At 74.5% G+C, this 21495-nt stretch carries 21 protein-coding genes; 8 read left to right on the top strand and 13 right to left on the bottom strand.

Annotated features, from left to right (window positions below; all coding sequences use genetic code 11):
* Positions 1-5: 5 nt before the first annotated feature.
* The gene (locus HL054_RS21260) at positions 6-491 is read left to right on the top strand and encodes a hypothetical protein (RefSeq protein WP_369141116.1); all 486 of its coding nucleotides are present in this window, start codon (positions 6-8) and stop codon (positions 489-491) included.
* On the opposite strand, the gene HL054_RS21255 is transcribed toward HL054_RS21260, so the two are convergent.
* Complete coding sequence (locus HL054_RS21255; RefSeq protein WP_369141127.1) at positions 488-1117, bottom strand: alpha/beta fold hydrolase; 630 nt, start codon at positions 1115-1117, stop codon at positions 488-490. The genes HL054_RS21260 and HL054_RS21255 overlap by 4 nt on opposite strands.
* Before the next feature lie 134 nt (positions 1118-1251).
* On the opposite strand from HL054_RS21255, the gene HL054_RS21250 reads away from it, so the two are divergent.
* Positions 1252-2655: an NAD(P)/FAD-dependent oxidoreductase gene (locus tag HL054_RS21250; RefSeq protein ID WP_369141115.1), complete on the top strand. Its 1404-nt coding sequence runs from the start codon at positions 1252-1254 to the stop codon at positions 2653-2655.
* Positions 2656-2838: 183 nt separating this feature from the next.
* Entirely contained in the window at positions 2839-3777 is a 939-nt protein-coding gene (locus HL054_RS21245) for a GGDEF domain-containing protein (RefSeq protein WP_369141113.1), read from the top strand.
* Positions 3778-3781: 4 nt separating this feature from the next.
* On the opposite strand, the gene HL054_RS21240 is transcribed toward HL054_RS21245, so the two are convergent.
* Positions 3782-4702 carry a hypothetical protein gene (locus HL054_RS21240; RefSeq protein ID WP_369141112.1) on the bottom strand — a complete coding sequence of 307 codons (921 nt, stop codon included), beginning with the start codon at positions 4700-4702 and terminating at the stop codon, positions 3782-3784.
* Positions 4703-4820: 118 nt separating this feature from the next.
* Here HL054_RS21240 and HL054_RS21235 point away from each other — a divergent pair, with 118 nt between their 5' ends.
* Positions 4821-6140 (top strand): MFS transporter, encoded by a 1320-nt coding sequence (locus HL054_RS21235; protein WP_369141111.1) that lies wholly within the window; start codon positions 4821-4823, stop codon positions 6138-6140.
* Here HL054_RS21235 and HL054_RS21230 read toward each other — a convergent pair.
* The gene (locus HL054_RS21230; protein ID WP_369141110.1) at positions 6123-7100 is read right to left on the bottom strand and encodes a helix-turn-helix transcriptional regulator; all 978 of its coding nucleotides are present in this window, start codon (positions 7098-7100) and stop codon (positions 6123-6125) included. The genes HL054_RS21235 and HL054_RS21230 overlap by 18 nt on opposite strands.
* A 91-nt stretch (positions 7101-7191) precedes the next feature.
* Between HL054_RS21230 and HL054_RS21225 the strand changes: the two genes are divergently transcribed.
* Positions 7192-7710, top strand: a complete 519-nt coding sequence (locus HL054_RS21225; protein ID WP_369141109.1) for a DinB family protein — start codon at positions 7192-7194, stop codon at positions 7708-7710.
* 152 nt (positions 7711-7862) lie between these two features.
* Positions 7863-8813, top strand: coding sequence for a S1C family serine protease (locus tag HL054_RS21220; protein WP_369141107.1), 951 nt, complete (start codon positions 7863-7865; stop codon positions 8811-8813).
* Between the two features lie 6 nt (positions 8814-8819).
* On the opposite strand, the gene HL054_RS21215 is transcribed toward HL054_RS21220, so the two are convergent.
* Entirely contained in the window at positions 8820-9554 is a 735-nt protein-coding gene (locus HL054_RS21215; RefSeq protein WP_369141106.1) for a hypothetical protein, read from the bottom strand.
* 125 nt (positions 9555-9679) lie between these two features.
* Between HL054_RS21215 and HL054_RS21210 the strand changes: the two genes are divergently transcribed.
* Positions 9680-10069: a VOC family protein gene (locus HL054_RS21210; protein ID WP_369141105.1), complete on the top strand. Its 390-nt coding sequence runs from the start codon at positions 9680-9682 to the stop codon at positions 10067-10069.
* Between the two features lie 7 nt (positions 10070-10076).
* Here HL054_RS21210 and HL054_RS21205 read toward each other — a convergent pair whose 3' ends face one another.
* From HL054_RS21205 to HL054_RS21180, 6 genes are all read right to left on the bottom strand, one after another.
* Positions 10077-10910 carry a DUF817 domain-containing protein gene (locus HL054_RS21205; RefSeq protein WP_369141104.1) on the bottom strand — a complete coding sequence of 278 codons (834 nt, stop codon included), beginning with the start codon at positions 10908-10910 and terminating at the stop codon, positions 10077-10079.
* A gap of 49 nt (positions 10911-10959) precedes the next feature.
* Positions 10960-11823 (bottom strand): RNA polymerase sigma-70 factor, encoded by an 864-nt coding sequence (locus HL054_RS21200; RefSeq protein ID WP_369141103.1) that lies wholly within the window; start codon positions 11821-11823, stop codon positions 10960-10962.
* The gene (locus tag HL054_RS21195) at positions 11820-12398 is read right to left on the bottom strand and encodes a carboxymuconolactone decarboxylase family protein (protein ID WP_369141102.1); all 579 of its coding nucleotides are present in this window, start codon (positions 12396-12398) and stop codon (positions 11820-11822) included. Before HL054_RS21195 ends, HL054_RS21200 begins: the two co-directional genes overlap by 4 nt.
* Before the next feature lie 144 nt (positions 12399-12542).
* A complete protein-coding gene (locus tag HL054_RS21190; protein ID WP_369141101.1) occupies positions 12543-15431 on the bottom strand; it encodes a vitamin B12-dependent ribonucleotide reductase in 2889 nt (962 codons plus the stop codon).
* Positions 15432-15537: 106 nt separating this feature from the next.
* Positions 15538-16053, bottom strand: a complete 516-nt coding sequence (gene nrdR, locus HL054_RS21185; RefSeq protein WP_369141100.1) for a transcriptional regulator NrdR — start codon at positions 16051-16053, stop codon at positions 15538-15540.
* Between the two features lie 266 nt (positions 16054-16319).
* Positions 16320-16898 (bottom strand): LysM peptidoglycan-binding domain-containing protein, encoded by a 579-nt coding sequence (locus tag HL054_RS21180; RefSeq protein ID WP_369141099.1) that lies wholly within the window; start codon positions 16896-16898, stop codon positions 16320-16322.
* 286 nt (positions 16899-17184) lie between these two features.
* On the opposite strand from HL054_RS21180, the gene lexA reads away from it, so the two are divergent.
* Positions 17185-18000 (top strand): transcriptional repressor LexA, encoded by an 816-nt coding sequence (gene lexA / locus HL054_RS21175; RefSeq protein WP_369141098.1) that lies wholly within the window; start codon positions 17185-17187, stop codon positions 17998-18000.
* A 50-nt stretch (positions 18001-18050) separates the two neighbouring features.
* On the opposite strand, the gene HL054_RS21170 is transcribed toward lexA, so the two are convergent.
* From HL054_RS21170 to hflX, 3 genes are all read right to left on the bottom strand, one after another.
* A complete protein-coding gene (locus HL054_RS21170) occupies positions 18051-19130 on the bottom strand; it encodes a hypothetical protein (protein WP_369141097.1) in 1080 nt (359 codons plus the stop codon).
* On the bottom strand, positions 19102-19833 hold the full coding sequence (locus tag HL054_RS21165) for a phosphatase PAP2 family protein (RefSeq protein WP_369141096.1): 732 nt from the start codon (positions 19831-19833) through the stop codon (positions 19102-19104). The genes HL054_RS21170 and HL054_RS21165 overlap by 29 nt, the downstream gene beginning before the upstream one ends.
* A 119-nt stretch (positions 19834-19952) precedes the next feature.
* Positions 19953-21452 carry a GTPase HflX gene (hflX, locus tag HL054_RS21160; protein WP_369141095.1) on the bottom strand — a complete coding sequence of 500 codons (1500 nt, stop codon included), beginning with the start codon at positions 21450-21452 and terminating at the stop codon, positions 19953-19955.
* Positions 21453-21495 lie beyond the last annotated feature (43 nt).

Raw genomic sequence — 21495 nt, 5'->3', positions numbered from 1 at the left:
ACCCCATGCGCCTGCCCATCACCGCCAGCGAGATCCCCCCGCGGATCGCCACCGGCGCCTTCATCCTCAACTCCGGCCTCGGCAAGCGCGGCGCCGACGAGGGCACCGCGGCCGGGCTGCACGGCTTCGCCGCCGGCACCTACCCGTTCCTCAAGGACGTGCCGCCGGCCACCTTCGCCAAGGCGCTGTCCACCGCGGAGATCGGCATCGGCGCGCTGCTGCTCGCCCCCTTCGTCCCCACCGCGGTGGCCGGCGCGGCGCTCACCGGCTTCTCCGGCGGGCTGCTGGGCCTCTACCTGCGCACCCCGGGGATGACCAAGCCGGGTAGGAGCGTCGCGCCGACCCAGGACGGGCTGCCGATCGCCAAGGACGTGTGGATGCTCGGCATCGGCATCGGCCTGCTCACCCAGGCCCTGGTCGGCCGGCAGGAGCGCGCGGCCCGCACCAGCCGGCGCAGCCGCAAGGCCGCCAAGCGGGCCCTGCGCTCCTAGGACACCGCCGCGAGCAGCTCGCGGACCAGCCGGGCGACGTCGTCCGGCCGGGTCTGGGGGGTCATGTGCGCCGCACCGGGCAGCTCGACCAGCCGCCCGTGCGGCGCACCGGCGGCCAGTCGGGCCGCCCAGTCGTGCGGGCACAGCGCGTCCCGGTCCCCGCGGACGACGAACACCGGCACCGGCACCCGGCGCAGCCGCTCGTCGACCCGGTCGCCGGCGACGGACCGCCACAGCACCCGCATCGCCCGCGGCCCGGTGCGCGACCACTGCGCCAGCACCAGAGGCGCCTGCCACCACGGTTCGTGCACCGCGGTGCGCAGCCAGCGGGACACGAGCATGGCGGGACGGCGCAGCCGCGGGTCGGTGGTCGGGCCGAGGAGCAGCAGCCCGGCCACCCGCGGGTCGCGCTCCGCCGCGGCGACCACCACCTGGCAGCTCTGCGAGTGTCCGACCAGCACCACCGTGCGTGACGGCAGCGCCGCGACCAGCTCCTCGGCGAGGTCCGTCAGCGTGCCCGCTCGGCGTCGGCGGCCCATGCCGGGCAGAATGACCACCGCTCCGCCGATGCGCTGTCGCAGCCGCGCGGAGGAACGCTCGTCGAGGCCCAGTCCCGGGACGAGCACCACGTCGGGAACAGCCGCCGGTGCCCCGGCGCTGTCCTGGGTGGGACTCACCGCCACCGTCCAGGTGGGGTGGGCGCAGCAACCCACAGCGCGGTGGGATGATGAGTCATCATGACGACATATCAGGAGGCACCGTGACCACCGCGACCCAGCCCACCGGACAGCGGCCGAAGGTCGTCATCGTCGGGTCGGGGTTCGGCGGTCTCTTCGCCGCCCAGCGGCTGAAGAAGGCCCCTGTCGACATCACGCTGATCGGGAAGACCACCCACCACCTCTTCCAGCCGCTGCTCTACCAAGTGGCCACCGGCATCCTCTCCGAGGGCGAGATCGCCCCGGCCACCCGGGAGATCCTGGCCCGGCAGGACAACGCCCGCGTCGTCCTGGGCGAGGTCACCGAGATCGACCTGGCTGCTCGCACCGTCACCTCCACCGTCCTCGGTCGCACCACCGTGCACGAGTACGACGAGCTGATCGTCGCCGCCGGCGCCGGGCAGAGCTACTTCGGCAACGACCAGTTCGCCGAGTTCGCGCCGGGCATGAAGAGCATCGACGACGCCCTGGAGCTGCGCGGCCGGATCTTCGGCGCGTTCGAGCTCGCCGAGCTGGCCACCGACCCGGCCGAGATCGACCGGCTGCTCACCTTCGTCGTCGTCGGCGCCGGCCCGACCGGCGTGGAGATGGCCGGTCAGATCGCCGAGCTGGCCCGCCGCACGCTCAAGCGCGACTTCCGCTCCATCGACCCCACCAGCGCCCGGGTCATCCTGCTCGACGCCGCGCCCAAGGTGCTGCCGCCGTTCGCCGACTCCCTCGGCCAGTACGCCCACAAGCGGCTCAACGAGATCGGTGTCGAGGTCCAGCTGGGTGCGATGGTGACCGACGTCGACGCCGACGGGATCGTGGTCAAGGACGGCGAGGGGCACCAGCGGCGCATCCACTCGGCCACCAAGATCTGGGCCGCCGGCGTGCAGGCCAGCTCGCTGGGCAAGATGCTCGGTGAGCAGTCCGGCGCGGCCGTCGACCGGGCCGGCCGCGTGTCGGTGCAGCCGGACCTGACGCTGCCCGGTCACCCCGAGGTGCACGTCGTCGGCGACATGATCTCGCTGAACCGGCTGCCGGGGGTCGCCCAGGTCGCCATCCAGGGTGGCCGGTTCGCTGCCGATGCCATCAAGGCCCGGCTCGCCGGACGGCCGGCCAAGCCGGAGTTCACGTACCACGACAAGGGCAGCATGGCGACGGTCGCGCGGTTCGCCGCCGTCGCCGACCTCGGCAAGCTCAAGTTCACCGGCTTCATCGCCTGGGCGATGTGGTTGGTCGTGCACATCTTCTACGTCGTCGGCTTCAAGAGCCGCTTCACCACCGCGATCGGCTGGGTGGTGAGCTTCCTGGGTCGCGGCCGCGGCCAGCGCACCGCCACCCAGCAGCAGGTCTACGGCCGGCTGGCGCTGGAGGAGCTCGGGTCGGCCTTCGAGGTCTCCAAGACCGGCGGCCCGAAGAACACCCTCGAGCCGGTCGACGCCACCGGGCGCCAGTCCGCCTGACGACCCCGGCACGCCCGCCGACGGCCCGGTCCCCGCGCACGCGGGGGCCGGGCCGTCGCCGTCCACGGGGGTGGCAGTGCTCCCGGGCCGCGCGTCTCACCCCGAAGGGTCGCTGTGGCGCGCCGGGCCGTGCTGTCGGACCCTCGACCGGTCGACGTCAACGGTGACATGGACGAGGTGACGATGCGCAGCAGACCCCAGGCCCGGGTGGCGCTCCTGGCGTTGCTGCACGGCAGCGGCGCCCTCTTCTGCCTCGCCGCCGCACTGTGGCCGATGCACCCGGAGACGCCGGTCGGGCTGGCCTGGACGTTCGGCGTGGTCGGGCTGACCGTCGCCGCCGGGGTGACGGCCGCCGGCGACCGCCTGCCTGGACGGGTCCAGCACGCCCTGCTGGCGCTGTTCTCGCTGCTCGTGGGGGTGCTGGCCGCCCGGTCGGGCACCGCCGTGGGCGTCGTCGGCCTCGGGCCGGTGCTGGTCTGCACCGGGTTGTACGCCGCCCACTTCTCGTCGCTGCGGGCCGCCCGGGCGCACGTCCTGCTGGCCGTGGGCGCCGCCTCGGTCGGAGCGGCCCTCGCGGTCCCGACCGGCTTCCTGCAGCCCTGGCTCATCGCCGTCACCGTGGCGCTCGTCCTCACCGAGGCGCACGGCCGGCTCAACGGACGGCTGCGCGCCCAGGCCTCGACCGACCCGCTGACCGGCGTCGCCAACCGCCGGGCCTGGGAGGCCGAGGCCGCCCGCAGCCTGGCCCGCGCCCTTCGGACCGGTGAGCCGCTGACCGTGGCGATCCTGGACCTGGACCACTTCAAGGTGGTCAACGACCGGGACGGCCACGTCGCCGGGGACCGGCTGCTGCGCGAGGTCGCCGGTCACTGGAGCACCCGGGTGCGCGCCTCGGACCTGCTCGGCCGGCACGGCGGGGACGAGTTCGTGCTCTGCCTGCCCGGCACCGACGGACCCGGGGCGGTCGAGGTGCTCCAGCGGCTGGACGGCGGCGTGCCGATCGGCTGGTCGGTCGGCACCGCCACCGCCCGGGACGGCGACACGCTGGGCACCCTGCTGCAGCGTGCCGACGCCGCGCTCTACGAGGGCAAGCGGCAGCGCCACAGCACCTCCGGTCGCTGACCGCTCAGGCGTCGGACGCCGCGAGCTCCTCGACCCGGGCTGCCGACCGGTCCCGGATCGCCACCGCCGTCTCGGCCCGGCGCGCGGCGGCGTCGCGGCGCTTCTCGGCCTCGTGCACCGCGGTCACCGACTCCTTCGCCTCCCGCTCCACCCGGCGCAGCTCCTTCTCCAGCTGCTCGGCCCGCTGCTGCAGCTGGTCCCGCCGCTCCGCCGCCTCGGTCAGCGCCTGGTCCGCCGCCGCGGCCCCCGCGGCCGCGTCCCGCGCCATCCCGGCCGCCTCCTCGGCGTCCCGGCGGGCCTGCTCCAGCTCGCGCTGCCGGCGCTCCGCGGCCTCCCGACGGCGCTGCTCCTCGGCATCCGGCCCGGCCGGACGGCGGACCTCCTCCCGCTCGGGGCGGGGGGCTCGGGCGGCGCGCACCGGGGTGGCCACCGCGCCACCGAGGTCGACCGGGCCGAGCCCGCTGTAGGACAGCGCCGTGGTCAGCCGGCCGGCGGCCAGCGCCTCGCCCGCGTCGGGGTCCACCACCGCCGCCCGCAGCGTGCTCTCCACCTGCTCGGCGACCGCGCTGCTCACGTCGTGCCCCTCGGCGTGCGCCAGCCCGCGGGCCTGCCGGGCCAGGGCAGCGACCACCTGGTTGCGCTGCCGACCCAGCTGCCGCAGCTCGTCGCCGGACAGGCCGACCTGCGCCTGCCGTAGCAGCTCCCCCACCTCGCGCAGCTGGGCCACCTCGTCGGGCTGGCGCCGCACCAGCAGGTTGCACACCCAGGCGGCCGTCGTCGGCTTGGGCAGCGCGGCGACGGCCTTGGCCAGTTCCTTGTCCGCCGCCTTCACCCGGTCACGGGCGGCGGTGCGCGCCTCGACGAACTCGTCCGGCGGCACGCCGTAGAGCTCCTCGGCGATCTCGTCCAGCGCGTCGTCGTCCACCCCGCCATCGTGCCCGGCGGCAGCTGCCGTGGCGTACCGACCGCTACGGCTCCTCGTCCCGCACGAGCCGCTCGCGGGGAGCCCCGAGTTGTCGGTGCCGCTGGCTACGGTCCCGGCCGTGCCCCCCGTCGTGGTCCTCGTCCTGTGTGCGGTGCAGTTCGTCGACGTGCTGGGCGTGACCAGCACGACCACCGCCATCCCGGCGGTGCTCGACGGCCTGGACGCGGCCGGCTCGGCAGCCGGGCCGCTGGCGGTCGCCTACCCGATGTTCTTCGGTGGGCTGCTCGTCCTCGGTGCCCGGCTGGGTGACCGGTACGGCTCGCGGCGCGTGCTCCTCGCGGGCGTCGTCGTCTTCACCGCCGCCGCGGTCGCCGGCGGGCTGGCCCAGGGCGTGGGTCAGCTCCTCGTCGTCCGGGCGGTGCAGGGCGGGGCGGCGGCCGTCTGCGTGCCGTCGGCGCTGCGGCTGCTCCTGGTCGCGGCCGGCCGCGACCGGGCCGGCGCGCTGGCGCTGTGGAGCGCCTCGGGTGCGGTCGCCGGCGCCGCCGGGTTCCTGGTGGGTGGCCTGCTCACCGACGTCTGGGGGTGGCGGGCGGTGTTCTGGGTCAACGTGCCGATCGGCGTCCTGCTGCTGGCCGTCCTGCTCCGGACGGTGCCCGCGCCGCCGCCCGAGTCCCCCGGCGCGCACCTCGACCTGCCCGGTGCCGCGCTGCTGATCGGTGCGGTGATGGCCGTCGTGGCCGGCGCCTCGCTGGTCGAGGCCCCCGGCTCGCGGCCGGCCGGTGCGGCGCTCGTGGTCGCCGGGGCCGGGGTGGGGCTGCTCTTCGCCCACCAGCAGCGACGCAGCCGCGGGCCGCTCGTCCCGGCCGGCGCGGTCCGCTCGGCGCACCTGCGGGCGGGCACGGTCGTGTCCTTCGTCAACACCGCGACCACCAGCTCGGCCGCGGTGCTCGCCACGCTCGTGCTGCAGGACCGACTGGGCGCCTCCCCCCTCGAGGCCGGGCTGTCGCTGCTGCCGATCAGCGTCGCCGCGGTCGCCGGCTCGGCGGCCACCCGGCCGCTCACCGCCCGGCTGCCGATGCCGGTCATCGGCGGTGCCGGGCTGCTCGGCATCGGCGCCGGCAACGTCGTGCTCGCCGCCACGTCCGGGAGCACGGCGGGGGTGGTCGCCGGCGGGACGGTGATCGGCCTCGGCCTCGGGGCCGCCTCCGTCGCCGGCAACGCGATCGGCACGCAGGTGGCCTCGGACCTCGAAGGCAGCGCCTCCGGGGTGCTCAACACCGGCGCCCAGCTGGGCACGGCCCTGGGCGTGGCGGCGCTGGTGCTGGTGGCGGCCGGCGACCTCGGCCCGGTGCCAGGGCCCGTGCTGGCCTGGGCGGTGGCCGCGGCAGCCGCGGCCACCTGCGCGGTCTGGCTGGTGCGGTCACCCGCCCTGCGCTGAGCCGCGGACCGCCCGGGCGAAGCGCGCGGACCACTCGGCCAGCCGGTCGCGCAGCTCGTCGGGGGCCAGCACGGTGAACTCCGCGCGGACGGCGCCGAGCACCAGCGCCGGCCAGTCCAGCGAGTCGGTCTCCATGTGCAGCCGGCAGCGGTCCGGACCGTCGGCCTCCACCCGCGCCCAGCGGCCCACCCGGTCCCGGACGACGTCCGACGGTGCCTCGACCAGCGCCTCGACGACGGTGGCCTCGCGGAACTGGTGCAACCCGGCGCGGACGAAGGCCGCCGCGTCGTCGGCCGGCAGCGGTCGCGGCGCGAAGGCGGCCCCGGTGCCCTGCACCGCGGTCATCCGGTCGAGCCGGAAGCTGCGCCAGCCACCCCGCGACGGGTCGTAGGCGACCAGGTACCAGCGTCGTCCGAGCGGGACGAGCCGGTGCGGTTCGACCAGCCGCCCGGCCGGCTCCGCCCCGGCGGCGGTGTAGGTGAAGGTGAGCCGGCCGGTGTCCCGGCACGCCTGGGCCACCTCCACCAGCACCTGCGGGTCGACCGCCGGGCCGCCGTCGGACCAGGACGGGCCGGGCACCGTCATCGCCCGCAGCGCGTCCACCCGGCGGCGCAGCCGGGCGGGGAGCACCGGCACCACCTTGGCCAGCGCCCGCACCGACGGCTCGGCCATCCCGGCGACCGCACCGGAAGCCGCGGTGTGCAGCCCGACGGTCAGCGCCACCGCCTCGTCGTCGTCGAGCACCAGCGGCGGCAGCGCGGCTCCTGCGGCCAGCCGGTAGCCGCCGTCCACGCCGGGCTGGGCCTGCACCGGGTAGCCGAGCTCGCGGAGCCGGTCGACGTCCCGCCGGAGGGTCCGCACGGAGACGCCGAGCCGGTCGGCGAGGTCGGCACCCGCCCAGTCGCGCCGTCCCTGCATCAGGCTCAGCAGTCGCAGCGTGCGGTGCGTCGGATCGGACATGTCCTCAGGTTCTCACCCATAGCGGTCAGGATCTGGCACCGATGGCCGGGAGCATGGTCCCTGACAGCCACCGACGACGAAGGGCAGACCGATGACCAGCACCGAGACCCGCACCGCCGAGCGCGACGACCTGGTCGAGACCCTCGACAGCCACCGCTGGTTCCTCACCCGCACCGTCGAGGGGCTCACCGACGAGCAGGCCAGGCTGCGCCCCACGGCCAGCGAGCTGACCCTCGGTGGGCTGGTCAAGCACGTGACGGCCACCGAGCGGATGTGGGCCACCTTCGTGGTCGAGGGCCCGTCGTCCTTCCCGGCCTACGACGAGTCGACGGCCGGCGACTGGGCGGCGGAGTTCGTGATGGGCCCGGACGAGACGCTGGCCGGCCTGCTCGCCGCCTACGCCGACGTGGCCGCCCGCACCGACGACCTGGTGCGCACGCTGCCCAGCCTGGACCTCAGCCACCCGCTGCCGGAGGCGCCGTGGTTCACCCCCGGCGGCACCCGCACGGCGCGGCGGGTCTTCCTGCACCTGGTCGCCGAGACCTCCCAGCACGCCGGGCACGCCGACATCCTCCGCGAGTCGATCGACGGCCAGAAGACGATGGGCTGAGCCCCCAGGGCGAACATGGCCATCTTCGCCGCTGCCCACGGGGCGAAGATGGCCATGTTCGCGCACGTCCGCCGAGGGCGTAACGGCGGGCCGCCCACCGGCGGCGGCACCGGCGTTCACTGATTACAGGTAAGTGATCAGGGGAGGTCGCCATGGGCCTGGCGGACGAGCACGACACCGAGCCGGCGCTGGACGCCTACTCACGCGTGGTCACCACGGTGGCCGCGGAGCTGACGCCGCACGTCGCCGCGCTGGAGGTGAGCGGCCCGGGCGGTCGGGGCGGCGCCGGCTCCGGCGTGCTGGTCAGCGACGACGGGCTGCTGCTCACCAACGCCCACGTCGTCGCCCGCGCGACCGGCGGGCGGGCGGTGTTCAGCGACGGGTCCGAGGCGCCGGTCGAGGTGGTCGGCGCCGACCCGCTGTCGGACCTGGCCGTCGTCCGGGCCCGAGGCGCCACCCCGCCCCCGGCCGTGCTGGGCGATGCGGCGACGCTGCAGGTCGGCCAGCTCGTCGTCGCCGTCGGCAACCCGTTCGGGCTGGCCGGGTCGGTGACCGCCGGGGTGGTGAGCGCGCTGGGCCGGTCGTTGCCGACCCGCGACGGCCGGGCGGCGCGGGTGGTGGAGGACGTCATCCAGACCGACGCCGCGCTCAACCCGGGCAACTCCGGCGGCGCGCTGGCCGACTCGCGCAGCCGGGTGGTCGGCATCAACACCGCGGTCGCCGGCTGGGGCCTGGGCCTCGCGGTGCCGGTCAACGACACCACCCGGCGGATCGTCGAGACGCTGCTGCGCGACGGGAGGGTGCGCCGGGCCTACCTCGGGCTGGTCAGCAGCCCGGTGCCGCTGCCGGCCGAGCTGGCCGCGCGCACCGGCCGGCGCCGCGGCCTGCAGGTGCTGGACGTGATGGCCGGCTCCCCCGCCGACCGGGCCGGGCTCAAGGCCGGTGACCTGGTGCTCGAGGCCGGTCGCGCGCCGGTCGCCTCGGCGCAGAGCCTGCAGCGGCTGCTGTTCGCCGAGGCGATCGGCGAGCCGCTGCCGGTCACCGTCGTCCGGCGCGGGGCGATGGTCGACGTGATCACGGTCCCGAGCGAGCTCACCGGCTGACCGCCCTCAGCCCAGCGGCACGCAGAACGCGCCGGGGTCCTCCGGGCAGGCGGCGCCGACGGACAGCGGGCCGAGCGTCAGGGGCGTCTCCGCGCCGTCGTCGTCCCGGAGCCGCAGCTCCGAGACCTGCGCCTGGAGGGTCGCGAACACCTCCGTACGGCCCTGCGGGGTCGCCGGACCGACCGCGTCGGCGAGCACCACGTACCCGGTGACGCGGTGCGTGCCGCGGGCCCAGAAGCTGTCGGTGTCCGGCAGCGACGGGCCGTCGGTGCAGTACTCGTCGTTGCCCGGCGAGGGCTCGAAGAAGACGCCGACGTCCCCGGCGTCGGCGGGCGTCGCCGGCCCGGGCGTCATGGTGAGGTGTCCGGCCAGCCCGCCCTCGGCCTGCAGGGTGAACGTGAACCCGACGGCGACGTACTGCATCGAGGGACCCGCGATCGGGCAGTCCTCGTCGAACTCCGGGAAGGGCAGCACCAGCCCGGTCTGCACGCCCCCGGTGGCCACCCGCAGCGTGCCCACCGACCGGTCGCCGGCGAACAGCGCACCCTGCGCGACCACCCCTGGCTCGAAGGCCGGTGCCGCAGCGGGCGGGGACGTGACCGCAGGCGGGCCGGCGTCGGCGGCGGGCGGGGGCGGCGGGTCGGCGGGGTCGGCGAGGTCGGTGAGGAAGCCGCAGCCCGACGCGGTCACCAGCACCGCACCGAGCACGACGACGGCCGCCGTCCCTGCCCGTCGTCCCATGCCGGCCTCCTCTGCCCGTTGCGGAGCGGGATCGTCCCACTCCCGGCGCGGTCGCGGCCGGCGCCCCGCCGGGCGGCTCCCCGCCGGACGCCGGGCCCCGGTCGTGACGGCTACGGTCGCCGGGCATGGGACCGCTGACGCTGTACGAGCTGACGCTGGACTGCCCCGAGCCGCGCGCGCTCGCCGAGTTCTACCGGCGCGCGCTGGGCTGGGCCTACGCGCCCGGGCACGAGACGACCGACCCGGCCGGGGACGAGTGGCTGCAGCTGCTCCCGCCGGCCGGCGGCACCCGGCTGGCGTTCCAGCGGTCCGCGGCGCCGGTGCCGCCGTGGCCGCAGGGCGCCCGGGTGCACCTGGACGTCGCCGTCCCCGACCTGGTCACCGCGCACGGACACCTGCTCGACTGCGGCGCCCGGCCGCTGACCGGCTCCCCGGCCGAGGAGGGGCACCCCGACGACCTGTTCCGGGTCTACGCCGATCCGGTGGGCCACCCGTTCTGCGCCACCCAGCGCTGAGGCCGGGTCAGCTGCGCGCGGCCGCCGTCCGGCGGGTGGCGAGCTCCGGCGGCGGGTCGTAGGCGGTGAGCACGGTGCGGTCGGCGGGGCTGCCGTACAGCTGCCCCTCGCGGGCCTTCACGGCGGTGACCAGCACGATGCTGACCACGACCAGCAGCGACCAGGAGCCGAGCTTGGCGGCGTGCACCAGCGTCCACACCGACTCCTGACCGGGGTACTGCCAGGCGCGCAGCCACGTGGCGGCGTTCTCGGCGACCCAGAGGAAGAAGCCGATCAGCACGAAGGACAGCGCCAGCGGCATCGCGTACCGGCGCCGTCCGACGCTGTAGTGCACCCAGGTGCGGCGGGTGACGACGAGCAGTGCGCCGGCGAGCGGCAGCCGCACGTCGGCCAGCACGTGCGAGGTGAAGAAGTTCAGGTAGACCAGCGCTGCGACGACCGCGGTGCTGCGCGCCCGGTAGCCGGTGACCCGCAGGTCGAACCGGCGCCAGGCCTGGCAGACGTAGCTGCCGACGGCGGCGTACATGAACCCGCTGTAGAGCGGTACGCCGCCGACCGCGGCCAGCCCGGTGTCGGGGTAGGACCACGACCCCTGCCGGACCTTGAACAGCTCCAGCGCCAGCCCGACGAGGTGGAACCCGGCGATGACGGCGACCTCGCGGCCGGTCTCCCAGCCGACCCGCCAGAGCACCGCCGTGACCGCCAGGCACCACAGCAGCAGCGCGTCGGCGGGGTCCAGCGGCAGCGGCACGACCCGCACCAGCGCCAGGCCGAGGAAGAAGAGCACGGCGAAGAGGCACGACTGCGCCTGGCGCCAGCCGAACCGCAGCAGCTGACCCATGCCACCGAGGCTAGGACGGCGGCACCGCCTCCCGTGCGCGGCACGCGCGTCACCGGCGCAGTTCGGCGACCCGCTCGACCCAGTCCAGCTTCTCCGGGTTCCGCATGGCGTACAGCGCGGTGATCCGGCCGTCCTCGACCAGGACGCTCACCGCGGTGACCGAGCCGCCGGCGTCGATCCGGATGCCGGGCTGCCCGTTGAACCAGGCGACCGTGGCGACCAGGTCGTGCAGCTCGACCGCCCGGGCGAGGAACGCCGCCACCGTCGCGGCGCCGGTGACCGGCCGGCGGGCCGCGGCCGCCAGGCCACCCCCGTCGGCGGTCAGGACCACGTCCGGCGCCAGCACCGCGAGCAGCCCCTGGACGTCGCCGGTGGAGACGGCGGCCATGAAGCGCTCGACGACCGCCCGCTGCTGGGCGGCGTCCACCTGCATCCGCGGCCGCCGCGCGGCGACGTGCGCGCGGGCCCGGTGGGCGATCTGCCGGACCGCGGCCGGGGTGCGGCCCACCGCCCGGGCGATCTCGTCGAACGGCGTCTCGAAGACCTCGTGCAGCACGAACACCGCCCGCTCGATGGGCCCGAGGGTCTCCAGCACGGTGAGCATCGCGATGGAGACGTGCTCGGCCAGCTCGACGTCCCCGGCGACGTCCGGGCTGGTCAGCAGCGGTTCGGGCAGCCATTCCCCCACGTAGTCCTCGCGGCGGCGGGACACCGACCGCAGCCGGTTGAGCGCCTGCCGGGTGACCACCCGGACCAGGTAGGCCCGCGGTTCCCGCACCTCGTCCCGGTCCACCCGGGACCACCGCAGCCAGCTCTCCTGGACGACGTCCTCGGCGTCGGCGGCCGAGCCGAGCAGCTCGTAGGCGACGGTGAAGAGCAGGCTGCGGTGGACGAGGAACGGGTCGTCGGTCATCGCGCCGACGGGGCGGCCAGCGGCGCCAGGTCGCACGCAGCCGCCAGGCCCTGCGACTCGATGCCCAGCGCGGTGTTGTTGCGGGTGTAGAGGTTGGCCAGCGCGATGAACGCGGTCAGCTCGACCAGCGCCGGCGCGCCGAGCTGGTCCAGCAGCCGGGCCGACATCTCGTCGGTGACCGTCGGCGGGGTGGCCGTCATCGCCTCCGCGTACCCCAGCACCTCGCGCTCCAGGGGCGTGAACACCGTGGACTCGCGCCAGCGGGGCACCTCACGGGCCTTGTCGAGGTCGAGCCCCTCGTTCGCGGCGGAGAAGTAGCCGAGGTCCAGGCACCAGCTGCAGCCGACGAGGCCGGCCACCGCCATGTGCGCGTAGGACTTCAGGTTCGCATCGCACGCGTCCCACTTCTGGGACAGCCGGCCCATGGTGAAGCTGGCCCGCAGCACCTTCTTGTTGTGCCAGGCCACCTGCACCGGCTCGGCCACGGCGCCGAGCATGCGCCGCGACATCCGCTGCACCACCGCGCCGTAGACGCCGGTCAGCTCTGCCTTCGGGACCCTGGTCGTGCTCGCCATGACTCCTCCTCCGATGACCGTCCTGCCATGGAGACACCGGCCGGCCCGCGGATGTGACACCGCGCCCCCCACGTACCCGGGACGACGCCGGCCCGGTCCTGCTGGTGCAGGACCGGGCCGGGTGTCATCGGGACGCGCTGGTGATCAGCTGCAGCCGCTGGTGGAGCCGCAGCCCTCGCAGACGTAGCAGCTGCCGGCCGGGCGCATCTTCGTGCCGCAGGTCATGCACAGCGGCGCGTCGGTGGCGGTACCGGTGACCAGCTCGAGCAGCTCGGCCGAGGAGTGGGCCTCCTTGACCGACTTCGGGCCCGCCGGGGTGACCTTCTCCTCCACCTTGGCGGTCTCGATCGGCGCGGAGCCGCGCAGCTGCTCCAGGTCGACGTCCTCCTCCTCGGCGACCGCGGAGGTCGAGGCGGAGGAACCGTAGGAGCCGGACACCTGGGCGGCCCGCTCCTCGGCGCTGAAGATGCCGAGCCCGGCGCGGGTCTCGACCGGCAGGTGGTCCAGCGCCAGGCGACGGAAGATGTAGTCCATCACCGACTGGGCGATCCGGATGTCCGGGTCGTCGGTCATGCCGGCCGGCTCGAACCGCATGTTGGTGAACTTCTGGATGTAGGTCTCCAGCGGCACCCCGTGCTGCAGGGCCAGGGAGATCCCGATCGAGAAGGCGTCCATCACCCCGGCCAGGGTCGAGCCCTGCTTGCCGAGCTTGAGGAAGACCTCACCGAGGCTGCCGTCCTCGTACATCCCGGCGGTCATGTAGCCCTCGGCGCCGGCGACGCTGAAGGACGTGGTGACGCTGGTGCGCTTCTTCGGCAGCCGCTTGCGCACCGGGTGCGCCAGCGTGGTGACCGGCGCAGCCGCCACGACCTCGGCCTCGGCCTTGGTCCCGTCGTTCTTGCCCTTGCCACCGGACAGCGGCTGGCCGACCTTGCAGTTGTCGCGGTAGATCGCCAGGGCCTTGATGCCCATCTTCCAGCCCTGGAAGTAGATGTCCGCGACCTCCTCGACGGTCGCCGTCTCCGGCATGTTGACCGTCTTGCTGATCGCGCCGGAGATGAAGGGCTGCACCGCGGCCATCATCCGGACGTGGCCCATCGGGGAGATGGAGCGCTCGCCCATCGCGCAGTCGAAGACCGAGTAGTGCTCGGGGCGCAGGGTCGGCGCGTCGACGACGTGGCCGTGCTCGGCGATGTACTCGACGATCGCCTCGATCTGCTCCTCCTGGTACCCCAGGCTGCGCAGCGCCCGCGGCACCGTCTGGTTGACGATCTGCATCGAGCCGCCGCCGACCAGCTTCTTGAACTTGACCAGCGAGAAGTCCGGCTCGATGCCGGTCGTGTCGCAGTCCATCATGAAGCCGATGGTGCCGGTGGGGGCCAGCACGGAGGCCTGCGCGTTGCGCCAGCCGTTCTCCGTGCCGAGCGCCAGGCACTCCTGCCACTCGGCGGTGGCGGCCTTGAGCACGTCGGCGTCGTCGGCGCCGACCGGGCGGATGGCGTCGTTGGCCGCGGCGTGCTTGCGCATCACCCGGGCGTGGGCGTCGGCGTTGCGGGCGTAGCCCTCGTAGGCACCGACGACGCCGGCGAGCTCGGCCGAGCGGCGGTAGGCGGTGCCGGTCATCAGCGAGGTGATCGCCGCGGCCAGCGTCTGCCCGCCACGGGAGTCGTAGGCGTGCCCGGTGGCCATCAGCATCGCGCCGAGGTTGGCGTAGCCGATGCCCAGCTGGCGGTAGGCGCGGGTGGTCTCACCGATCGGCGCGGTCGGGAAGTCGGCGAAGCAGATCGAGATGTCCATCGCGGTGATGATCAGCTCGACGGCCTTCACGAAGTTCTTGGCGTCGAACGTGCCGTCGTCCTTGAGGAACTTCATGAGGTTCAGCGACGCCAGGTTGCACGAGCTGTTGTCCAGGCTCATGTACTCCGAGCACGGGTTCGAGGCGTTGATCCGCCCCGTCTCCGGGTTGGTGTGCCAGTCGTTGATCGTGTCGTCGTACTGGATGCCCGGGTCCGCGCACTCCCAAGCCGCCTTGGTGACCTTGCCGAACAGCTCACGGGCGTCGACGGTCTCGATGACCGAGCCGTCGGAGCGGGCCCGCAGACCGAACTCGGTGCCGTTCTCGACCGCGCGCATGAACTCGTCGTTGACCCGGACCGAGTTGTTGGCGTTCTGGTACTGGACGCTGGTGATGTCCTTGCCGCCGAGGTCCATGTCGTACCCGGCGTCGCGCAGCGCGCGGATCTTGTCCTCCTCGCGCGCCTTGGTCTCGATGAACTCCTCGATGTCGGGGTGGTCGATGTCGAGGACGACCATCTTCGCCGCGCGCCGCGTGGCGCCACCGGACTTGATGGTGCCGGCGGAGGCGTCGGCGCCGCGCATGAAGGAGACCGGACCGGAGGCGGTGCCACCGGAGGAGAGCAGCTCCTTGGAGGAGCGGATGCGGGAGAGGTTCAGCCCGGCACCGGAGCCGCCCTTGAAGATCAGGCCCTCTTCCCGGTACCAGTTCAGGATCGAGTCCATCGTGTCGTCGACGGCGAGGATGAAGCAGGCGCTGACCTGCTGCGGCGACGCGGTGCCGACGTTGAACCAGACCGGGGAGTTGAAGCTGAAGTACTGGTGCATCAGCATCCAGGTCAGCTCGTGCTCGAAGACCTCGGCGTCGGCCTCGCTGGCGAAGTAGCCGTGCTCGCGGCCGGCTGCACCGTAGGTCAGCACGACCCGGTCGATGAGCTGGCGGAGGCTGGTCTCGCGCTGCGGGCTGCCCACCGCGCCGCGGAAGTACTTCGTGGTGACGATGTTGGTGGCGTTGATGCTCCACTCGGAGGGGAACTCGACTCCGCGCTGCTCGAAGTTGATCGAGCCGTCCCGCCAGTTGGTCATGACGACGTCACGGCGCTCCCAGACGACGTCGTCGTAGGGGTGGACCCCGGCGGTCGTGAAGACCCGCTTGACCTTCAGTCCCTTGCCCCGGGTGGGGGCCTTCCCGGTGCGGCGGTTCCGGCTGGGAGTGAGGCGGTCGGCTGTCTCGGTCAAAGCGTGCTCCCGTGGTGAGGGTCCTGCGTGCAGGGGGACGGCTGGGAAGCTCGGCGGACGCCGAGAGCCGGTGGTGCCGGGCGGCCCGGTGGACGGGCGCGGGTGTCTAGCGGGGTGACGGGCGGGGTGCGGCGGTGCCGGCGTCGTCGCCGGGGGGCCCGGTGTCCGCCGGGTCCGGGCGCAGCCGCTTGAGCTCGGCGATCTCCTTCTCGAAGTCGGCTGCGGAGGAGAAGGAGCGGTACACGCTGGCGAACCGCAGGTAGGCGACCTCGTCGAGGTAGCGCAGCGGGCCCAGGATCGCCAGGCCCACCTCGTTGCTGGGCACCTCGGCCGACCCGGTGGCCCGGACGGCGTCCTCGACCTTCGCGGCGAGGACGGCCAGCTGGGCCTCGTCGACCGGGCGGCCCTGGCACGCCCGGCGGACACCCGCGATGACCTTGTTTCGGTCGAAGGGCTCGCTCACGCCGCTGCGCTTGACCACGGCGAGCACGGGCTCCTCCACCGTGGTGAACCGGCGGCCGCAGACCGGGCACGACCGACGGCGCCGGGTGGTGGCGCCCTCGTCCGTCTCCCGAGAGTCGATGACCCGGCTGTCAGGGCTGTGGCAGAACGGGCAACGCACCGGGCACCTCCTCGATCAGCCGCGTCGAGCGACGTTCTCGGCGCTCCCTGTGGACCCACCGGGGGACATCCGGTGGATGTCCTGGGGGTGACCTGGGGAGGCGCCTGTGGACGGAACTACATCTCTGTCACTACAAGATGTAGGGGTTAGGTTAGCCCCGTACCCCTACAGATACGCAACCCCAACCTGGCGTGTCGTGTTCCTCAGTCGCGCACGTCCCGCCCGTCCCAGCCGCGCCCTCCCGCCGGACCAGCGGCGGAGCGGTGTCAGGGCAGCTGGAGGACCTGACCGGGCACCAGGTCGACCGCGTCCAGCTCGTTGGCGTCCAGCAGCGCGTCCACCACGGCCCGCCGGTCCTGCTCCGGCGCCACCTCGCCGGCGATGGACCAGAGCGTGTCCCCCGGCTGGACGACGACCGTCGAGGAACCGGCCAGCTCGAGGCCGCCGTCGGACTGGCCCAGCTCGACCGCGGCGGTGACCACCGCGATGGACAGACCGAGGGCGATCGACAGACCGGAGAGCGCCCGGCGTCCGCGGCGGGTGAGCCGCAGCGGACCCGGCGCGACGCCGCGGGCCTGCGGGCGCACCGCGGGGCGGGCGACCCCGCTGTGGTCGACCGAGCAGCCGCCACGGACCGGCCGGACCCCTGCGAGGCCGTCGGACCGCGCCGGCCGTGCGCCGGGGCGCACGGCGTCACGGCGGGCCGTCGGGGCCACCGACTGCGGGCCGCGACCGGCCGGGAGGACCTCCCGGGCGGGCAGCGGCCGGACCGGGGCCGGGCGGACGGCCGCGGGGCGCGCGGGGTCGGGCGAGGAGTCGGGGTCGCTGCGCTGGGGGCTGGCCATCGGGGACGCTCCTGGGACTGGCGGTGCCGGGCGGGACGACGCTCTCCCGGCCAGGTGCGGAGCGGTGTGCTCGAACGCCTGTTCGATTCGAACGTCTGTGCGATGTCTACCGCACGGGTCCGACAACTTCACCCCCGACACGGTCACGTCTTCGAACACCTGTTTGAACAACACGGGTGTAACCCGCTACCGTGCACCTGTGATCGACAACGGGATCGCGCCGTCCGGCCCGCCGGGCGCGACGCACCCGGAACAGCTGCCACCGGCAGCCGGACGAGGAGGACACATGGCGGTCGACGGCCCGACGGCAGGCAGCGGCAAGGGCTCCTCCCGGCGCAGCTCCGCCGGCACGGACACCGCGGAGGGCGCCGGCACCGGCGCCGCCATCCGCGAGTTCCCCGACCGCGGGGCGGCCGGCGACGGGCTGACCCAGCGGCAGCGCCGGGTGCTCGAGGTCATCCGCGACTCCATCGAGCGGCGCGGTTACCCGCCGTCCGTGCGCGAGATCGGCGAGGCGGTCGGCCTGTCGTCGGCCTCCTCGGTGGCGCACCAGCTGTCCGTGCTGCAGCGCAAGGGCTGGCTGCGGCGTGACCCCAACCGCCCGCGGGCACTGGACGTGCGGCTGCCCGGCGAGGCCGCCGCGGCCGCTGCGGCCTCCGACGCCGCCGCCGACGGGGCCCTGGCCGCCGCCGGCGCGGCCAGCGGGGTGGACGAGGCCGCCGCCCCGCAGCCCACGTACGTGCCGCTGGTCGGCCGGATCGCCGCGGGTGGGCCGGTGCTGGCCGAGCAGGCGGTGGAGGACGTCTTCCCGCTCCCCCGCGAGCTGGTCGGCGAGGGCACGCTGTTCATGCTCAAGGTCGCCGGTGACTCGATGGTCGACGCGGCGATCTGCGACGGCGACTGGGTCGTCGTGCGCCAGCAGCCGACCGCGGAGAACGGCGAGATCGTCGCCGCGATGATCGACGGCGAGGCGACGGTGAAGACCTACAAGCGCCGCGACGGCCACGTCTGGCTGATGCCGCACAACGAGGCGTACGAGCCCATCCCCGGCGACGACGCCACGGTGCTGGGCCGGGTCGTCACCGTCCTGCGCCGGGTCTAGTCCCACCGGCGATCGGGACCGACCTCGCTGCCCGGCAGCGGGGTCGGTCCTCAGCCCTGGCGCCGCCGGCGGATCCTGCCGCCGATCCACACCAGCGCGGTGGCCACCAGCGCGGCGATCAGCCCCGCCGTCAACGGGGCCACCTCGTGGGAGAGGGTCCCCGCAGCCGCGGCGGCACCGTCGGCCGGCGCGGTGGAGGCGGCCGGCGCGATCTCACCGGCCGCGGGGACCAGCGTGACCGCCGTGGGCAGCCCCTCGCTGGCCACCAGCAGGTCGCGGTGGTTCGACGCGAAGGCAATCGCCTCCCCCTGCGGCGACTCCGGCAGCGCGACCCGCACCGGTGCACCGGCGAGCGCACCGGCCACGTCCGAGCCGGTCAGCGGCCAGACGTAGGCGTCGGTGTAGGTGCGCAGGGCGATCCGCTGGCCGTCGCCGGAGACCGCCCCACCGGTGACCAGCAGCTGTCCGGCGCGGCCGACCGGGCCACCCGGCGTGCCGGTGAGGGTGAACCCGAGCTCCACCACCCGGCTCATCGGCACGGTGGCCCCGTCGGCGAGCGGCGCGTCGGGCCGGTAGACGGAGCTGGCGCCCAGCACCTCCTTGGTCACCACGTACGGGGTGCCGTCCGGGGCCATCAGCAGCGCCTCGGCGTCGTGCGGGCCGTCGGGGTAGGTGAGCCGGGTGAGCGTGCTGCTGCCGTCGGCCCGCAGCCCGATCAGCGCGACGGTCTCCCGGGTGTGGTTGTTGTCCCCGGTGTCGGCCAGCCAGATGGTGCCGTCGGCGCCCAGCGCCAGGTCCTCGGGGTCGTAGGGGTCGACGTCGGCCGCGCGGACGTCCCCGACCGCGCACGCCCCGTCGAGCACGAAGACCTCCGCCCGGGCTCCCCCGTCGTTCATGGCGAGCATCGCGTCGCCGGCACCGACGAGGCCGGAGAGCTCCGGCAGCCGCGGGTCGGTGACCTCGCAGCGGGTGCTCGGTGCGCCGTACCCGGTGGCCTCGACGCCCTCGGCGCCGGCGACCCCGGCCGGGAGCACCGTCAGCAGCAGCCCGAGGGGCGCGGAGAGGGCCGCGCCGACCGCCCAGGATCGGCGTCCGGCGCGGTCAGGCGTGCGATCGGCCCGCTCTGGCACGGACCCAGCGTGACACCAGCACCGCGTCCAGCGCATGAACCACGCCCAACAACAGCAGGCCCACGGCCAGTCCGACCACGGCATCGGTGACCCAGTGGAAGTCCAGCGCCACCATGGCCACTCCCGTCGACAGGGGCCCCAGCACGCTGAGCAGCCACGCGGTCCGCTGCGCCCAGGCCGGCAGCCCGAACTCCACGGCCTGCCAGCGCGCGACGCCCCACATCAGCACGGCGTTGGCGACGTGGCCGGAGGGGTAGCTGGCGCCGTCCCGGTGGAAGTACGAGCCGGGGTAGGCCGGCGCCGTGCGGCCGGTGCCGTACTTGAAGCCGTAGACCACCGCGGTGAGCAGGACCAGCGCCACCAGCACGCGGACCAGCGGGACGACGGTGCGCTGCCGGACCGCCAGCCAGGTCACCAGCCCGGCCAGCACGATGAGGATGAACCCGCGACCGCCGGCCTGGGTGAACGCCCACAGCAGCCAGTAGGCGCCGGAGTCGCGCAGTCCCCAGCCCTTGACGACGTCGGAGACCGCGACGTCGAGGGACTCGAGCCAGCCGTCGTTGAGCAGGTCGACGGTGACCGCGACCGTGACGAGCAGGGACAGCAGGAGGACCCACCAGGGCGGCCGGCCGATGCCGATGACCCGGCCCTCGGGCGCGCCACCGGCGGGCCCCGCCGTCGGCGCCACGTCGCTCCTGCTCACCGCGTCACGGTACCGGGACCGTGACCGGCCCGTGACCATCACCGACCCCCGGCCCCTTCGGCCCCGCTGCAGGGGCCCGCGACGAGCGTGCGAGTCGTGGGGGGCAGCGGGGTCCTTCTTCAGGCTCCCGCGACCGGAGCGGCGTAGCCCTCGAGCAGCGCCGCCAGGTCCGGCTCGACCCGTGCCGTCAGGCGGGTGCCCGTGGCCTCGTGCCGCTCCTCGACGATCTCGCCGTCCCGGTGCACGCGCGCCACCAGGTCGCCCCGGTCGTAGGGCACGAGGACCTCGACGTCCACGTGCGGGTGCGGCAGGCGGGCGGTGATGACGTCGCGCAGCGCCTCGATGCCGGCACCGGTGCGGGCGGAGACCCAGGCGGCGCCGGGGAGGGCCTGGCGGAGCGCGAGCACGTCGTCCTCGCTCATCGCGTCGACCTTGTTGACCACGATGAGCTCGGGGACGGCGGTCGCGTCGATCTCGTTGAGCACGACCCGGACCGCGTCGATCTGGCCCAGCGGGTCGGGGTCGGAGCCGTCGACGACGTGCAGCAGCAGGTCGGCGGCGGCGACCTCCTCCAGCGTGGACCGGAAGGCGTCGACCAGCTGGTGCGGCAGGTGGCGCACGAAGCCGACGGTGTCGGTCACCGTGTACTCCCGGCCGTCCGGGGTCTCCGCGCGGCGGACCGTCGGGTCCAGGGTGGCGAACAGCGAGTCCTGCACCAGCACCCCGGCGTCGGTGAGCTGGTTGAGCAGGCTGGACTTGCCGGCGTTGGTGTACCCGGCGATGGCCACGCTGGGCGTGGCGTTGCGGTCGCGGGAGTTGCGCTGCGTGGTGCGGGCGGTCGCCATGCCGGCGATCTCCTTGCGCAGCTTGCTCACCCGGGCGCGGATCCGGCGACGGTCGGTCTCGATCTTCGTCTCACCCGGACCACGGGTACCGATGCCGCCACCGCCGGCGACGCGGCCACCGGCCTGCCGGCTCAGCGACTCACCCCAGCCGCGCAGCCGCGGCAGCATGTACTGCATCTGGGCCAGCTCGACCTGGGCCTTGCCCTCCCGGCTGGTGGCGTGCTGGGCGAAGATGTCCAGGATCAGCGCGGTCCGGTCGACCACCTTGACCTTGAGGATCTTCTCCAGCTGGTTGAGCTGGCCCGGCGCGAGCTCCCCGTCGCAGATCACGGTGTCGGCGCCGGTGGCCGCGACGACGTCGCGCAGCTCGGCGGCCTTGCCCGAGCCGACGTAGGTGGCCGGGTCCGGCTTGTCCCGGCGCTGCATCAGCGCGTCCAGGACCTGGGAGCCAGCGGTCTCGGCGAGGGCGGCGAGCTCGGCCAGCGAGCGCTGGGCGTCGGCCATCGTGCCCTCGGTCCAGACGCCGACCAGGACGACCCGCTCCAGCCGCAGCTGGCGGTACTCGACCTCGGTGACGTCGGTGAGCTCGGTGGACAGCCCGGCGACCCGGCGCAGCGCGCCGCGCTCCTCCTTGATGTAGGAGCCGGTGGAGTCGTCCGGGGCCTCCCACGGGGTGGCCGCCGAGGGCGTCGGGTCCTTGGCGCGCGCACGCGCCGCCTTGTCCACCCGGGCTTCGGCCTCGTCGAGGATCGCGCGGTTCTGGGCTGTCGTCATCGTCTCCAGCGTGGCACGCCCTCGCGAGGAGGGCGACTGACTT

The sequence above is a fragment of the Modestobacter versicolor genome, from assembly GCF_041028285.1.
GTDB lineage: Bacteria > Actinomycetota > Actinomycetes > Mycobacteriales > Geodermatophilaceae > Modestobacter > Modestobacter versicolor_A.
The sequence above is the reverse complement of the archived record's forward strand: the minus strand, read 5'-3'. Positions and strand labels throughout refer to the sequence as shown.

Bases quoted from the DNA above. Each gene is read 5' to 3' on its own strand.
- lexA (WP_369141098.1), top strand. From the start codon at position 17,185: ATGGCGGTCGACGGCCCGACGGCAGGCAGCGGCAAGGGCTCCTCCCGG.
- HL054_RS21230 (WP_369141110.1), bottom strand. From the start codon at position 7,100: ATGTCCGATCCGACGCACCGCACGCTGCGACTGCTGAGCCTGATGCAG.
- HL054_RS21220 (WP_369141107.1), top strand. From the start codon at position 7,863: ATGGGCCTGGCGGACGAGCACGACACCGAGCCGGCGCTGGACGCCTAC.
- hflX (WP_369141095.1), bottom strand. From the start codon at position 21,452: ATGACGACAGCCCAGAACCGCGCGATCCTCGACGAGGCCGAAGCCCGG.
- HL054_RS21225 (WP_369141109.1), top strand. From the start codon at position 7,192: ATGACCAGCACCGAGACCCGCACCGCCGAGCGCGACGACCTGGTCGAG.
- HL054_RS21180 (WP_369141099.1), bottom strand. From the start codon at position 16,898: ATGGCCAGCCCCCAGCGCAGCGACCCCGACTCCTCGCCCGACCCCGCG.
- HL054_RS21200 (WP_369141103.1), bottom strand. From the start codon at position 11,823: ATGACCGACGACCCGTTCCTCGTCCACCGCAGCCTGCTCTTCACCGTC.
- HL054_RS21195 (WP_369141102.1), bottom strand. From the start codon at position 12,398: ATGGCGAGCACGACCAGGGTCCCGAAGGCAGAGCTGACCGGCGTCTAC.
- HL054_RS21205 (WP_369141104.1), bottom strand. From the start codon at position 10,910: ATGGGTCAGCTGCTGCGGTTCGGCTGGCGCCAGGCGCAGTCGTGCCTC.
- HL054_RS21215 (WP_369141106.1), bottom strand. From the start codon at position 9,554: ATGGGACGACGGGCAGGGACGGCGGCCGTCGTCGTGCTCGGTGCGGTG.
- HL054_RS21210 (WP_369141105.1), top strand. From the start codon at position 9,680: ATGGGACCGCTGACGCTGTACGAGCTGACGCTGGACTGCCCCGAGCCG.
- HL054_RS21260 (WP_369141116.1), top strand. From the start codon at position 6: ATGCGCCTGCCCATCACCGCCAGCGAGATCCCCCCGCGGATCGCCACC.
- HL054_RS21245 (WP_369141113.1), top strand. From the start codon at position 2,839: ATGCGCAGCAGACCCCAGGCCCGGGTGGCGCTCCTGGCGTTGCTGCAC.